Source organism: Streptomyces sp. NPDC111656 (assembly GCF_055656965.1).
This window is the reverse complement of sequence record NZ_JBVKCA010000005.1, coordinates 295,587-309,010: the sequence shown is the minus strand read 5'-3', so window position 1 is coordinate 309,010 and position 13,424 is coordinate 295,587. Positions and strand designations below refer to the sequence as shown.

The 13,424-nt window shown below is 67.9% G+C and carries 11 protein-coding genes and 1 tRNA gene; 3 read left to right on the top strand and 9 right to left on the bottom strand.

The genetic code is table 11. From position 1 onward, the window contains the following. Positions 1-81 precede the first annotated feature (81 nt). Entirely contained in the window at positions 82-1,518 is a 1,437-nt protein-coding gene (pyk, locus tag ACZ7M3_RS17640; RefSeq protein WP_472064247.1) for a pyruvate kinase, read from the top strand. A 9-nt stretch (positions 1,519-1,527) separates the two neighbouring features. Here pyk and ACZ7M3_RS17635 read toward each other — a convergent pair whose 3' ends face one another. Both ACZ7M3_RS17635 and ACZ7M3_RS17630 read right to left on the bottom strand, forming a co-directional pair. Beyond that, positions 1,528-2,304, bottom strand: a complete 777-nt coding sequence (locus tag ACZ7M3_RS17635) for a transcriptional regulator (RefSeq protein WP_472064245.1) — start codon at positions 2,302-2,304, stop codon at positions 1,528-1,530. A gap of 106 nt (positions 2,305-2,410) precedes the next feature. Further along, positions 2,411-2,485 (bottom strand) — tRNA-Leu (locus tag ACZ7M3_RS17630). Positions 2,486-2,584: 99 nt separating this feature from the next. Here ACZ7M3_RS17630 and ACZ7M3_RS17625 point away from each other — a divergent pair. Together ACZ7M3_RS17625 and ACZ7M3_RS17620 are read left to right on the top strand one after the other, a co-directional pair. After that, positions 2,585-3,235: an ANTAR domain-containing response regulator gene (locus ACZ7M3_RS17625; protein WP_261686185.1), complete on the top strand. Its 651-nt coding sequence runs from the start codon at positions 2,585-2,587 to the stop codon at positions 3,233-3,235. A 107-nt stretch (positions 3,236-3,342) separates the two neighbouring features. Beyond that, entirely contained in the window at positions 3,343-3,726 is a 384-nt protein-coding gene (locus ACZ7M3_RS17620) for a DUF2267 domain-containing protein (protein ID WP_067363970.1), read from the top strand. Positions 3,727-3,847: 121 nt separating this feature from the next. On the opposite strand, the gene ACZ7M3_RS17615 is transcribed toward ACZ7M3_RS17620, so the two are convergent. The 7 genes from ACZ7M3_RS17615 to ACZ7M3_RS17585 all read right to left on the bottom strand — a co-directional run bounded on the left by ACZ7M3_RS17615 (position 3,848) and on the right by ACZ7M3_RS17585 (position 13,329). After that, positions 3,848-4,564, bottom strand: a complete 717-nt coding sequence (locus tag ACZ7M3_RS17615) for an ABC transporter ATP-binding protein (protein ID WP_067363973.1) — start codon at positions 4,562-4,564, stop codon at positions 3,848-3,850. After that, entirely contained in the window at positions 4,561-5,544 is a 984-nt protein-coding gene (locus ACZ7M3_RS17610; protein ID WP_472064242.1) for an ABC transporter ATP-binding protein, read from the bottom strand. The genes ACZ7M3_RS17615 and ACZ7M3_RS17610 overlap by 4 nt, the downstream gene beginning before the upstream one ends. Then, positions 5,541-7,337 (bottom strand): branched-chain amino acid ABC transporter permease, encoded by a 1,797-nt coding sequence (locus tag ACZ7M3_RS17605; protein ID WP_095858155.1) that lies wholly within the window; start codon positions 7,335-7,337, stop codon positions 5,541-5,543. The genes ACZ7M3_RS17610 and ACZ7M3_RS17605 overlap by 4 nt, the downstream gene beginning before the upstream one ends. Before the next feature lie 5 nt (positions 7,338-7,342). Beyond that, positions 7,343-8,275, bottom strand: coding sequence for a branched-chain amino acid ABC transporter permease (locus ACZ7M3_RS17600; RefSeq protein ID WP_067363979.1), 933 nt, complete (start codon positions 8,273-8,275; stop codon positions 7,343-7,345). Positions 8,276-8,479: 204 nt separating this feature from the next. After that, positions 8,480-9,700, bottom strand: coding sequence for a branched-chain amino acid ABC transporter substrate-binding protein (locus tag ACZ7M3_RS17595; RefSeq protein ID WP_472064240.1), 1,221 nt, complete (start codon positions 9,698-9,700; stop codon positions 8,480-8,482). An 809-nt stretch (positions 9,701-10,509) separates the two neighbouring features. After that, complete coding sequence (locus tag ACZ7M3_RS17590; protein WP_472064238.1) at positions 10,510-10,995, bottom strand: PaaI family thioesterase; 486 nt, start codon at positions 10,993-10,995, stop codon at positions 10,510-10,512. Between the two features lie 54 nt (positions 10,996-11,049). Further along, entirely contained in the window at positions 11,050-13,329 is a 2,280-nt protein-coding gene (locus ACZ7M3_RS17585) for an FdhF/YdeP family oxidoreductase (protein WP_472064236.1), read from the bottom strand. Positions 13,330-13,424 lie beyond the last annotated feature (95 nt).

The following is a 13,424-nucleotide window of genomic DNA, read 5'->3' as shown; positions in this document are numbered from 1 at the left end:
TCAATAAGGCTTCACGTAAAGGTTGTTGAGTAGTCATGCTGGACCAATTCTCTACCGACCGGTAAGGCCTAGGCTCAAACCATGCGCCGAGCAAAAATCGTCTGTACATTGGGCCCCGCCACCGACTCGTACGACCAGCTCAAAGCCCTGGTCGACGCCGGAATGGACGTAGCCCGCTTCAACCTCAGCCACGGCACCTACGCCGAACACGAGGAGCGCTGCCAGCGCGTGCGAAAGGCCTCCGACGAGACCGGCCGCAGCGTCGGACTGCTCGCCGACCTTCAAGGCCCGAAGATCCGACTCGGCCGTTTCACCGAAGGCCCCGTACTCCTTGAACGCGGAGACACCTTCACCATCACCGTCGAAGAAGGCGCCGAGGGCGACCGCCTCACCTGTGGCACGACGTACTCGGGCCTCGCGGCCGACGTCACCCCCGGCGAACGCATCCTCGTCGACGACGGCAAGGTCTGCCTCGAAGTCACCGCCGTCGACGGCCCTCGCGTCCACACCACCGTCGTCGAAGGAGGCATGGTCTCCGACCACAAGGGCCTCAACCTTCCCGGCGTCGCCGTCTCCGTCCCCGCCCTCTCCGACAAGGACGAAGCGGACCTCCGCTGGGCCCTGCGCACCGGCTTCGACGTCATCGCCCTCTCCTTCGTCCGCAGCGGCCGCGACATCGACGACGTCCACCGCATCATGGACGAGGAAGGCCGGCGCCTCCCCGTCATCGCCAAGGTCGAGAAGCCCCAGGCGGTCGACGCGATCGACGACATCGTCGCCGCCTTCGACGGCATCATGGTCGCCCGCGGAGACCTGGGCGTCGAAATGCCCCTCGAACAGGTCCCGATCGTCCAGAAGCGCGCCATCAAGCTGGCCAAGCGCAACGCCAAGCCGGTCATCGTCGCCACCCAGATGCTCGACTCGATGATCGACAACTCCCGCCCCACGCGAGCCGAGGCGTCCGACGTCGCCAACGCCGTCATCGACGGCACGGACGCCGTGATGCTCTCCGGCGAGACGAGCGTCGGCAAGTACCCCGTGGAAACCGTCCGGACGATGTCCCGCATCGTCGAGGCCGCCGAGGAGGACATCCTCGCCAAGGGCCTGCCGCCCCTGACCGACCGCAACAAGCCCCGCACCCAGGGCGGTGCGGTCGCCCGCGCGGCAGCGGAGATGGGCGACTTCCTCGGCGCCAAGTTCCTCGTCGCCTTCACCCAGTCCGGCGACACGGTCCGCCGCCTGTCCCGCTACCGCTCCCCGATCCCCCTGCTGGCCTTCACCCCCGACCCGGCCACCCGCTCCCAGTTGAACCTGACCTGGGGCGTAGAAACGTTCCTGGGACCGCATGTCGGGTCCACCGACGCGATGGTCGACCAGGTGGACGAACTCCTCCTGAAGTACGGCCACTGCGAAAAGGGCGACATCGTCGTCATCACCGCCGGCTCCCCGCCCGGCGTCTCGGGCACCACGAACCTCGTACGCGTCCACCACATCGGAGAGGACGACAGCCCCAAGTAGGCCCGGCTGTCAGTACTTGGGACCGACGTGGGCGTCCATGAGAGCGACGGAGGCTTTGCGGGCGACGGAGATGTTGAACGGGTTTCCGTTGCGGGTGCAGTGGGTCCACTGGATGCCGAGTTTGTCGAGTGTGTCGGTGTAGAGCTGCCGGATGTCGTCGGAGACGTTGGTGAAGAAGTACCGGGGGTATTCGTAGCGCTTGCGCTCGCCGGCGATGACCTTCTCGGTCCAGTTGGTGATCCGGCAGCCGTCGGAGTGGATGAGCCCGCGGATGAATTCCCAGGGATGAGCGTCGACGATTTCCTGTTGCCAGTGTTCGAGGGCGATCGGGCGTTCGTGCTTCTTGCCGGGGCCGTGCTGGGGGAAGAGGCAGGGCCAGTGCCGGCTGTATCCGACGACCGAGACGTACCCGACTGCTTGGACCCGGTTCGACTTCTTGCTGGGGTTAATGGCTTCGACGGCGGCAGCGCAAGCTTCGATGAGGCCTGGCCAAGTGTGGGCGCATGCGATGCGGAGAACGTAGCCCGCTCGCATGCCGGGGCTGATGCAGCCGTCACCGAGGTAGAGCCCCAAGAGGTAGCTGTAGGCCTCCGTGTTGGAGGGTGGCTCAGTCGCTGGGCCGCATCTTGAGCATGGTGTGCGCCGCATGCGCGGTAGCGGGTCGATGCGCGATTGCCAGCAGCGGATCGCTGACCTGGATACCCCGGTCTCCTTGCTCACCGAGTTCAGGCTGCGTCCTTGGGTGACCAGAGCCAGAGCTCGCTCGCGTGTGCCCATGTCGTACATGTGGCTACTTTGTGCGAGTGATCGCGACCCTGCGCAGCAAAAAGCGGATGTTCACGAGAACGGGAACATCCGCTTTTCTGTGACGACCTTGGAATCCAAGGAAAAGTGCCCCGAGTCGGACTCGAACCGACACTGTATGGGTTTTGAATCCATTGCCTGCTGCCAATTGGGCTACCGGGGCCCGCTGAATCGAAGGTTTACCCCGACCCGCTGCCCGTCCACCATACCGCAGCTGGGTAGGCTCTTGGGAGCAGTACCCGCCCCTGAACGAGGAGCCCCCGTGACCGCCCCCGAGTCGCCCCAGCCCGTCGCCGACGACGACAAGTCGCACGTGCCTCCGCTGACGACCCGTGTCGTCATCGCCGAGGACGAGGCGCTGATCCGCCTCGACCTCAAAGAGATGCTCGAGGAAGAGGGCTACGCCGTCGTGGGCGAGGCGGGGGACGGGGAGCAGGCCGTCGAGCTGGCCCGTGAGCACCGGCCCGACCTCGTGATCCTCGACGTCAAGATGCCCAAGCTGGACGGGATCTCGGCGGCCGAGAAGATCGCCGAGGAGAGCATCGCCCCCGTGCTGATGCTCACCGCGTTCTCGCAGCGCGACCTCGTCGAGCGGGCCCGTGACGCCGGCGCGATGGCGTACCTCGTGAAGCCCTTCAGCAAGAGCGACGTCGTACCCGCGATCGAGATGGCCGTCTCGCGGTTCACGGAGCTGAAGCAGCTGGAGCAGGAGGTCGCGGATCTCAGCCAGCGTCTGGAGACGCGGAAGCTGGTGGACCGGGCCAAGTCCGTGCTGCAGACGCAGTACGGGCTGACGGAGCCCGCCGCGTTCCGGTGGATCCAGAAGACCTCCATGGACCGCCGTATGTCCATGCAGCAGGTCGCCGAGGCGGTCATCGCGGACGCCGAGGAGAAGAAGTCCTCCAAGGGTTAGCCGGCAGGCCCGCGCGCTGGTGCCCGCGCGAGCCCGGCGACCGCGTGTCAGGCTGGTTTCGGGGCCGCGTGGCCTTCGGATCGGCAAGGCAGCAAAGGAGACAGCGCGTGGAAGAGAAGGCGTTCGTCCAAGCGGTGTCGGAACGTACGGGTCTGACTCGGCAGGAGTCGGCCGATCTCACGCGTGCCACGCTCGAGACGCTCGCCCATCGGCTGAGCTCGGGCGAGGCGCGGAACCTGGCGCTGGAGCTCCCGGAGGGTCTGGCGGAGTCCGTTCGGCGGGGTGCCACCGCGGAGATCGAGCGGTTCGACTACGACGAGCTCGTGCGGCGTGTGGCCCAGCGCAACGTGCTCAAGCCCGACGAGGCCGACAGCGGCGTCCGTGCCGTGCTGGTCACGCTCCGTGAGGCGATCAGTGAGAAGGAGTTCGGTCACGCGATGTCGCAACTCGGTGCCGACTTCTCCAGGCCGATCGAGAATTTCGTCGGCTGATTCCCCGGCGAGCGGTATCGGTGAGCGGTATCGGTGAGTGACGAAGAGGCCCGTGCCCCCGACTGGGGGCCGCGGGCCTCTTCGTACAGCGGCTGTACGGTCGTACGGCCGGAGCCTGGTCTCAGTCCTCGCCCAGGTAGGCCTTGCGTACCGACTCGTCGTGCAGCAGGTCCTGTCCGGTGCCGGAGAGGACGATGTTGCCGACCTCCATGACGTGTCCCTGATCGGCGAGGGAGAGCGCCGCCTGGGCGTTCTGCTCGACGAGGAGGATGGTCGTACCGTCGGCCTTGAGTTCGGCGATGGTGGCCATGATCTTCTGCATCATGATCGGCGAGAGGCCCATGGAGGGTTCGTCGAGCATGAGCAGCTTGGGCTGGGACATGAGCGCGCGGCCCATGGCCAGCATCTGCTGCTCGCCGCCGGAGAGGGTTCCCGCGGCCTGCTTGCGGCGTTCACCCAGGATGGGGAAGAGGTCGTAGGCGCGCTGGATGTCCTTCTCGATGCCCGCCTTGTCGGTGCGCAGGAACGCGCCGAGCTGGAGGTTCTCGGTGATCGTCAGCCGGGGGAAGATGTGGCGTCCCTCGGGGGAGTGGGCGAGGCCCAGGGAGACGATCTTGTGGGCGGGGATGTTGCTGAGGGGTTTGCCGTCGAAGGTGATGCGGCCCGCGGTGGGCTTGAGGAGCCCGGAGAGGGTGCGCAGGGTGGTCGTCTTGCCGGCGCCGTTGGTGCCGATGAGGGTGACGATCTGGCCGGCTTCGACGGAGAAGGAGATGCCCTTGACGGCTTCGATCTTGCCGTAGGCGACCTTGAGGTCTTCGACCTCGAGCAGTGCGGTCACTGGGCGTTTCCTTCCTTGCTGGTGGTGCCCTCCGCGGCGGCGTCGCTCTCTGCGGCCTCAGGAGTCTCGGTGGCCTCGGGAGTCTCGTCGGCCTCGGGAGAGTCGGAGGCTTCCGCGGGCTCGGGAGTGTCCGTGGCCTCCGCCGCCTCGGCGGCTTCGACCTCGGCGAGTTCCTCCGCGCCGGGGGCGCCCTCGAAGGGGGTGCCGAGGTAGGCGGCGATGACGCGTTCGTCGCCCTGGACGACCTCGGAGGTGCCCTCGACGAGCTTCTCGCCCTGGACGAGGCAGGCGACGCGGTCGGACAGGTTGAAGATGAAGCGCATGTCGTGCTCGATGACGAGGACGGCGATGCCCCTGTCGCGGATGGCGAAGACGAGGTCTTCGGTCGCGCGTGTCTCCTGGGGGTTCATGCCGGCCGTGGGCTCGTCCAGGAGCAGCAGTCCCGGTTCGCTCGCCATGGCGCGGGCGATTTCGAGCTTGCGCTGTTCGCCGTAGGGGAGGTTGCGGGAGAGGTGGTCGGCTTTGTGGTCGAGGCCGATGAACTCCAGCAGTTCCATGGCGCGTTCGCGGGAGGTGGCTTCTGCCTTGCGGAAGCCGGGGCCGCGCAGGAGGGCCGACCAGAGGCCTTCCTTGGTCCTGGTGTGGCGGCCGACGAGCACGTTCTCCAGGACGGTCATGTTGGCGAAGAGCCGGATGTTCTGGAAGGTGCGGGCGATGCCGGCGCTGGTGACGAGGTGGGGCTTGGGCGGGAGGACGGTGCCCTTGTAGGAGACCTTGCCCTCGGTCGGCACGTACAGGCCGGTGAGGCAGTTGAAGAAGGTCGTCTTGCCGGCGCCGTTGGGGCCGATGAGGCCGACGATCTCGCCCGAGTTGACGGTGAGGTCGACGCTGCGTACGGCGGTGAGGCCGCCGAAGCGCATGGTGACGCCGCTGGCCTCGAGTACGGGGCTGGTGGCCGTGGTGGTGGTCATGTGGGTCACGCCCCTGCCTTGGTGACGCCGACGGTGGAGTCGGGCAGGCCCTGTTCGGGTATGTCGATGCTGTCGTCGGACTCGTGGAATTCGAGCTGGCGGCGGCGGTTGGCGATGATGCCTTCGGGGCGGAAGCGCATGAGGATCACGAGCGCGATGCCGAAGGCGAAGAGCTGGTACTCCTTCAGGAAGCCGAGCTTCTCGGGGAGGAGGTAGAGCAGGGTGGCGCCGAGGATGGGGCCGTTGACCGTGCCCATGCCGCCGAGGACGACCGCGGCCAGCAGGAAGGCGGAGTTGGGCGGTACGGAGCCGGCGAACTGGTACGGGGCCGGGTTGACGCTGTAGCCGACGTGGGCGCTGACCGTGCCGGCGAGGCCGGCGAGGGAGGCGCCGAGGGCGAAGGCGATGAGCTTGACGCGGAAGCCGTTGATGCCCATGGCGGTCGCGGCGGTCTCGTCCTCGCGGATGGCGATCCAGGAGCGGCCGATACGGGAGTCGGCGGCGCGGTTGAAGACGATCACGACGATGCCGGTGATGATCAGCATCAGCAGGAAGTAGTTCGCGAAGCGGCCGAGGGTGATCGAGCCGATGTCGTGCGAGTTCCCGAGGTTGAACCCGAAGATGTCGAGGTCCGGGATCATCGAGATGCCGTTGGGGCCGTTGGTGATGTTGGGTCCGGAGGAGCCGTCGAGGTTGTTGACGGTGATACGGAAGATCTCTCCGAAGCCGAGGGTGACGATGGCGAGGTAGTCGCCGCGCAGTCGCAGGGTGGGGGCGCCGATGAGGACGCCGAAGACGAGCGACGCGGCCATGCCGGTGAGCATGGCGGCCCAGAAGGGGAACTGGACGCCGGCGAAGCGGGAGAACTCGGAGCCGGAGACGAGGGCCGCGGCGTAGGCGCCGACGCCGAGGAAGGCGACGTATCCGAGGTCGAGGAGTCCGGTGAGGCCGACGACGATGTTGAGGCCGAGGGCGACGGTGGCGACGACGAGGATGTTCACGCCGAGGTTGGCGTTGTGCTCGTTGTTCTCGACGAAGGGGAAGACCGCCGCGGCGAGGAACGCCATGGAGGTGGCGAATCCCTTGTGGCGGGCGTTGAGCGTGGCGAAGCGGTCGAAGAGTCCGGCGGCTTGGAGTGCCCAGGTGCCGAGGACGACGAGCAGCAGGTAGCCGATGAAGGTCTCGCTGGCCTCGGGGTCGACGCCGATGCCGTAGGTGAAGACGATCAGGGCGACGGCGGTGGCGGCGGTGATGACGAGGCGCTCGGCCCAGCCGGGGAGCTTCTGGGCCGCGGGGATGTGGTCGGGCTTGCTGACCCAGTCCTTGAAGGTGTCGCCGGGGCTCGGGAGGGCGAGGGTGCCGACGAGGGCGATCAGGGAGCCGATGGCGGTCACGTAGGCGCCGGGGTCGAGGGCGACGAGGCCCTTGAGGTCGACGGCGATGGCGATGGCGCTGAACCAGCTGACGGCGAACGCGGAGGCGGCGGCGAGGACGACGGGCGCGGTGGCGCCTGCCGGGTTGAGCCAGCGCAGGCCGCGGACGTCGAAGAGGGTGAGCGCGAAGAGCAGGGTGATCGCGCCGGCGACGAGGTCGAGGATCTGGAGGCCGGCCGGGGAGCCGTAGTAGGTGAGGTCCCCGGGGAAGTCGGCCGTGTAGGTCCACGACATGAAGGTGCTGGCGATGGTGGCGACGGCGCCGACGGCGATGAGGGCGCGTGCGGCGGTCTGGGGGAGTGCGATCAGGCCGCGTGCGGTCTCGGTGACCTCGGCGGTGTTCTCTGCGGTGTTCTCGGTGGTTGCCATGGTGGTCACGCCCTGTCCGCGACGCGTTCGCCGACCAGGCCCTGTGGCCTGAACAGCAGTACGAGGATGAGGAGGACGAAGGCCCAGACGGAGGACCAGCCGCCGCCGCCGAGCTGCTGCATACCGGGGATGCCGTCGATGTAGGAGGTGGCCATGGTCTCGGCGAGGCCGAGGACGAGGCCGCCGATCATGGCGCCGTAGATGTTGCCGATGCCGCCGAGGACCGCGGCGGTGAAGGCCTTGAGGCCCATCTGGAAGCCCATGTTGTACTGGATCGAGCCGTAGCGCAGGCCGTAGGAGACGGCGGCGACGGCGGCGAAGAAGCCGCCGATGGCGAAGGCGATCACGATGATCTTGTTCGTGTCGATGCCCATGAGCTGGGCGGTGTCAGGGTCTTGGGCGGTGGCCTGCATGGCGCGGCCGGTGCGGGACATGCTGACGAAGAGTGCGAGGGCCGCCATACAGAGCGGGGCGGCGACGATGACGAAGAGCGAGCCGCTGCTGATGCTGATGGACCCGATGTGCCAGGGACCGGCTTCGATCTGGGGGAAGTTGCGGTCGGTCTTGGCGTTCGGGTACCAGTTGAAGACCGCCTGCTGGAGCGCGAGGGAGAGGCCGATGGCGGTGATGAGGGGTGCCAGGCGTGGCGCGCCGCGCAGTGGTCGGTAGGCGAACCGTTCCGCCCCGACGGCGATGAGGACGGCGACGAGTCCGCCGCCGATGAGCATCGCTGGGAGGGCTATCCACATGGATGTGCCGTCGGGCAGGACGTAGAGGTAGACCGTGAGTGCGCCGAAGCCTCCGGTCATGAAGATCTCGCCGTGGGCGAAGTTGATGAGCTGGACGATGCCGTACACCATCGTGTAGCCGATGGCGATCAGCCCGTACATCGAGCCGAGGAACAGCCCGTTGGCCAGCTGCTGCGGCAGGGTGTTCACCGCATGGCCTCCATGTGGGTGGGGAGAGTGAACGGGGGGATATGGGGCGGGCCGCGCGGTGACGTGTGGTCTAGGCCGCGCGGCCCTGGGGTGTAGCTAGCGGCGGATCTCGAATCAGCTGGGATCAGCTGGAGTTGGCTGGGATCAGCCGGACTTGGCCGGCTTCAGCCGGAGTTGGCTGAAATCAGCTGGGATCGGATCGGATCAGCCGTTGAACGTGCCGCTCTTGACGGCCTTCCACTTGCCGCTGACGACCTGGTAGACGGTGAGCTGCTTGTTGGTGGTGTCGCCGTACTCGTCGAAGGAGACGGGGCCGGCGATGCCCTCGAACTTCGTCTTCTGGACCTCGTCCACGATCTTGGCGCGGGCGCCGTCGGGGATCTTGCCGTCCTTCACGACGTTGGCGATCGCCTTGATGATGGCGGTCGCGGCGTCGTAGGAGTAGCCGCCGTACGTGCCGTAGTCGCCCTTGAGGCCGGAGGCCTTGTACTTCTTGATGAAGTCCGCGGCGGAGGGCAGGGAGTCGACGGGCTGGCCGACCGAGGTGACCAGGTCGCCCTCGGAGGTCTTGCCGGCGGTCGAGATGTAGGTGTCGCTGAACATGCCGTCACCACCGAACAGCGGGACCTTGACTCCGCCGTCCTTGAGCTGCTTGGTGAGCTTCTCCGACTCGTCGTACTGGCCGCCGTAGTAGACCAGGTCGGCCTTGGACTTCTTGATCTTGGTGACGAGGGCGGAGAAGTCGGTGTCGCCGGTGTTGACGTGGTCCTCGCCGGCGACCTTGCCGCCGCTCTTGGTGAAGCCGGCCTTGAACAGCTTGGCCAGGCCCGCGCCGTAGGTCTGCTTGTCGTCGACGACGAAGACGTTCTTCTTCTTGAGCGTGCTGGACGCGTACTCGGCCGCGAAGCCGCCCTGGAGGGCGTCGGTGGTGGCCGTGCGGAAGTACGTCTTGAACGGGCGCGACTTCGAGGTCTGCCAGTTCTTGCCCTGGGTGAGCTCGGGCGCCGTGTTGGAGGGCGAGACCTCGACCAGGTTGGCGGCCGCGAAGACCTGCTGCATCTGCGTGGCCACACCGGAGTTCAGCGGGCCGACGACGCCGAGGACCTTCTCGTTGTTGACGAGGGCGGTGGCGTTCTGCTGGCCGCTGGCCGGGATCGCCTTGTCGTCGAGCGCCTGGACCTTGAAGGTCACGCCGGGGACGGTGTTGTTCTTGTTGGCGTCGTCGACGGCGATCTGCACGCCGCCCTGGATGCCGAGTCCGGTTGCGGAGTTCTGACCGGTCAGCGGAGCGTCAACGCCGATGATGATCTCGGTCTTGCTGCTGCTGCTCTTGTCCCCGCTGTCGTCACGCGAACCGCAGGCGGTCAGCGTGAGTGCTCCGGTGGTGAGCACGGAGGTGAGTATGACCAAAGAACGCTGTCGCACGTTGAATCCTCTCCCTGGCGCAGCAGCCCTGCTGAGCTGCCGTGTGTCTCGCCGGGCCGTACTGGGTGATACCGAGCCGTGCTGCAGACGCGCCCGGCGGCGCGGTGACTGGCCGTGACTCTAAGCCTGTCTGTGGGCCCGGGCATCGCCGTGGGCTGGCTTGTGACTTTCTTGTTATGACGTGCCGGTTGATGGGCTTCAGGGACGGGTATTCTCGGCCGATTTGGCGGAATTTCTTCTCGTTCCACATGTTGAGAATCCGCACTTCCGGTTGCGCGTGAGGGAAGGTCGCGGTCGGGCGCCGTCGCAGGTCGCGTGGAGTCGCCGGGAGAGGCCGCGGGAGTGCGGGCCGTCGAAGAGGGAACTCCGATGCCGTATTGCGTGCGTGTTACGCAGCGTTACGTCGAGAAAAGGGAACTCGGAGTTCGGTCGGCGTACACGGTATTGGGCGCATCGGGTGCGGTCCGGGCGTGCAGTCTCGTGAAGGCGTGTTAAGTCGCCTGAAAGAGTGGTGAGTTGCCGCTGATTCCCGATAACTCCGGCGTATTGGAGTGCGGTTGCGGCGGGCGAGGCGTGCGGGGGCGTGCGGAAGGGGTGTGTGGGGGTCGGGGCCGGGGTGGAGGTATCCGTCCTCGGTCAGGCGCGGAATCGGTCGGTCCCGGAAGGGGCGGTGTTGACGCGCCGGCCGCTGCGGGCGGACACCTCCGCCCCGTCCCCTGCCCGCCGTCCCCGACTGCCGGTGAGTAGGGGGCAGTTGTCTTCCTGCCCCCTTGGCCGTCATACCCGACTGTCGGTGAGTGGGGGTGGGGTCAGGCCTCGCGTACGCGGGCGGCGTCGGTGGGGGTGACGTCGCGCAGGAGGCAGGTGAGGCGGGCGGTGCAGACGCGCTTGTCGTTCTCGTCGGTGATGACGATCTCGTACGTCGCTGTCGTGCGCCCGCGGTGTACGGGGGTCGCCACGCCGGTGACGAGGCCGGAGCGGGCGCCGCGGTGGTGGGTGCAGTTCAGGTCGACGCCGACGGCGATCTTGGAGCTGCCGCCGTGGAGCATGGAGCCGACCGAGCCGAGGGTCTCCGCGAGGACGGCTGAGGCGCCGCCGTGCAGGAGGCCGTACGGCTGGGTGTTGCCCTCCACCGGCATGGTGCCGACGACCCGGTCCGCGGAGGCCTCGATGATCTGTACGCCCATGCGGGTGCCGAGGTGGCCTGCCGAGAAGAGGGCGGGCAGGTCGACGCCGAGTGCGGCGTACTCGTCGATGACCTCTTGCGGGAACTTCACGTGACTCTGCTCGCCCATGGGGGCCGGCTCCGATCGTCGTCGATCTCTCTGGCTGACTGGCTGAGCAAACGCTCAGTCGGTGGCCGATTGTTCCAGACGGACCACGACGGACTTGCTGGCCGGGGTGTTACTGGTGTCCGCGGTGGCGTCGAGCGGGACGAGGACGTTGGTCTCCGGGTAGTACGCGGCGGCGCAGCCGCGGGCGGTCGGGTAGTGCACGACGCGGAAGCCGGCGGCGCGCCGCTCCATGCCGTCCCGCCACTCGCTGACGAGGTCGACGTACGAGCCGTCGGCGACGTTCAGCGCGCGGGCGTCCTCGGGGTTGACGAGGACCACTCGGCGGCCGTTCTTTATGCCCCTGTAGCGGTCGTCGAGGCCGTAGATGGTGGTGTTGTACTGGTCGTGCGAGCGCAGGGTCTGGAGGAGGAGGCGGCCTTCGGGGAGCTTCGGGTACTCGACGGGCGCGGCGGTGAAGTTGGCCTTGCCGGTGGCGGTGGGGAAGCGGCGTTCGTCGCGGGGGGCGTGGGGGAGGGTGAAGCCGGCAGGGTCGGCGATGCGTGCGTTGAAGTCGTCGAAGCCGGGGATCACGCGCGCGATGCGGTCGCGGACCGTGGCGTAGTCCTTCTCGAACTCCTCCCAGGGGGTGCGGGAGGCCTCGCCGAGTACGCGGCGGGCGAGGCGGCAGACGATGGCCGGCTCGGACAGGAGGTGCTCGCTCGCGGGCGCCAGACGGCCGCGTGAGGCGTGGACCATGCCCATGGAGTCCTCGACGGTCACGAACTGTTCGCCGCTGTCCTGGAGGTCGCGCTCGGTCCGTCCGAGGGTGGGCAGGATCAGGGCGCGGGCGCCGGTGACGACGTGGGAGCGGTTGAGCTTGGTCGAGACGTGCACCGTGAGGCGGGCGCGGCGCATGGCGGCCTCGGTGACGTCGGTGTCGGGGGAGGCGGAGACGAAGTTGCCGCCCATGGCGAAGAAGACCTTCGCGTCGCCGTCGCGCAGGGCGCGGATGGCCCGTACGACGTCGTAGCCGTGCTCGCGGGGCGGGGCGAAGCCGAACTCCCTCTCCAGGGCGTCCAGGAAGGCCGGGGCGGGGCGCTCGAAGATGCCCATGGTGCGGTCGCCCTGCACGTTCGAGTGGCCGCGGACCGGGCAGACGCCCGCGCCGGGGCGGCCGATGTTGCCGCGCAGCAGCAGGAAGTTGACCACTTCGCGGATCGTGGGCACGGAGTGCTTGTGCTGGGTGAGGCCCATGGCCCAGCAGACGATGGTGCGTTGGGAGGTCAGGACGAGGCGGAGGGTCTCGTCGATCTCCTCGCGGGTGAGGCCGGTGGCGGTGAGGGTCTCGTCCCAGTCGGCGGCGCGGGCGGTGGCCGCGAACTCCTCGTAGCCGTGGGTGTGTTCGGCGATGAAGTCCTCGTCGACCGCGCCCTCGGTCTCCAGGACGAGCTTGTTCAGGAGGCGGAAGAGGGCCTGGTCGCCGCCGAGGCGGATCTGCAGGAACAGGTCGGTGAGGGCGGCGCCCTTGAGCATGCCCTGGGGTGTCTGCGGGTTCTTGAAGCGCCCCAGGCCCGCTTCGGGCAGCGGGTTGACACTGATGATCTTCGCACCGTTGGCCTTGGCCTTCTCCAGGGCGGAGAGCATGCGTGGGTGGTTGGTGCCGGGGTTCTGCCCGGCGACGATGATCAGGTCCGCCTTGTAGAGGTCCTCGAGCAGGACGCTGCCCTTGCCGATGCCGATGGTCTCGGAGAGCGCGGAGCCCGAGGACTCGTGGCACATGTTCGAACAGTCCGGCAGGTTGTTCGTGCCGAGCTCGCGGGCGAAGAGCTGGTAGAGGAACGCGGCCTCGTTGCTCGTGCGCCCCGAGGTGTAGAAGAGGGCCTCGTCGGGGGAGCCGAGGGCGGCGAGCTCCTCGGCGACGATGTCGAAGGCGCGCTCCCAGGAGACCGGCTCGTAGTGGTCTGCGCCCTCGGGCAGGTACATGGGGTGGGTGAGGCGGCCCTGCTGGCCGAGCCAGTAGCCGCTGCGGCCGTGCAGGTCGGAGACCGGGTGCGCGGCGAAGAAGTCCGGGGTGACCCGGCGCAGGGTGGCCTCCTCGGCGACCGCCTTCGCGCCGTTCTCGCAGAACTCCGCCGTGTGCCGGTGCGCCGGCTCGGGCCAGGCGCAGCCCGGGCAGTCGAAGCCGTCCTTCTGATTGACGCGCAGCAGGGTCAGCGCGGTGCGCCTCACCCCCATCTGCTGCTGGGCGATGCGCAGGGTGTGCCCGATGGCGGGCAGCCCGGCCGCGGCGCGCTTCGGCTCGGCGACCTGCGGCGCGTCCTGGATCGGATCGCTCTTGGGCGGCTTGCTGGCCATCACGGGACCCCTTCGCATGCACGTATGAAGTACGTCGGCGATCCTCGCACGCGCCGGTCACAACGAGGGCGGCCGGTCCCGGGAGGTCCGCACTG

Coding starts and splice junctions, on each gene's coding strand:
- pyk (WP_472064247.1), top strand. CDS start 82: ATGCGCCGAGCAAAAATCGTCTGTACATTGGGCCCCGCCACCGACTCG.
- ACZ7M3_RS17635 (WP_472064245.1), bottom strand. CDS start 2,304: ATGTACGACATGGGCACACGCGAGCGAGCTCTGGCTCTGGTCACCCAA.
- ACZ7M3_RS17590 (WP_472064238.1), bottom strand. CDS start 10,995: ATGGGCGAGCAGAGTCACGTGAAGTTCCCGCAAGAGGTCATCGACGAG.
- ACZ7M3_RS17605 (WP_095858155.1), bottom strand. CDS start 7,337: ATGGCAACCACCGAGAACACCGCAGAGAACACCGCCGAGGTCACCGAG.
- ACZ7M3_RS17585 (WP_472064236.1), bottom strand. CDS start 13,329: ATGGCCAGCAAGCCGCCCAAGAGCGATCCGATCCAGGACGCGCCGCAG.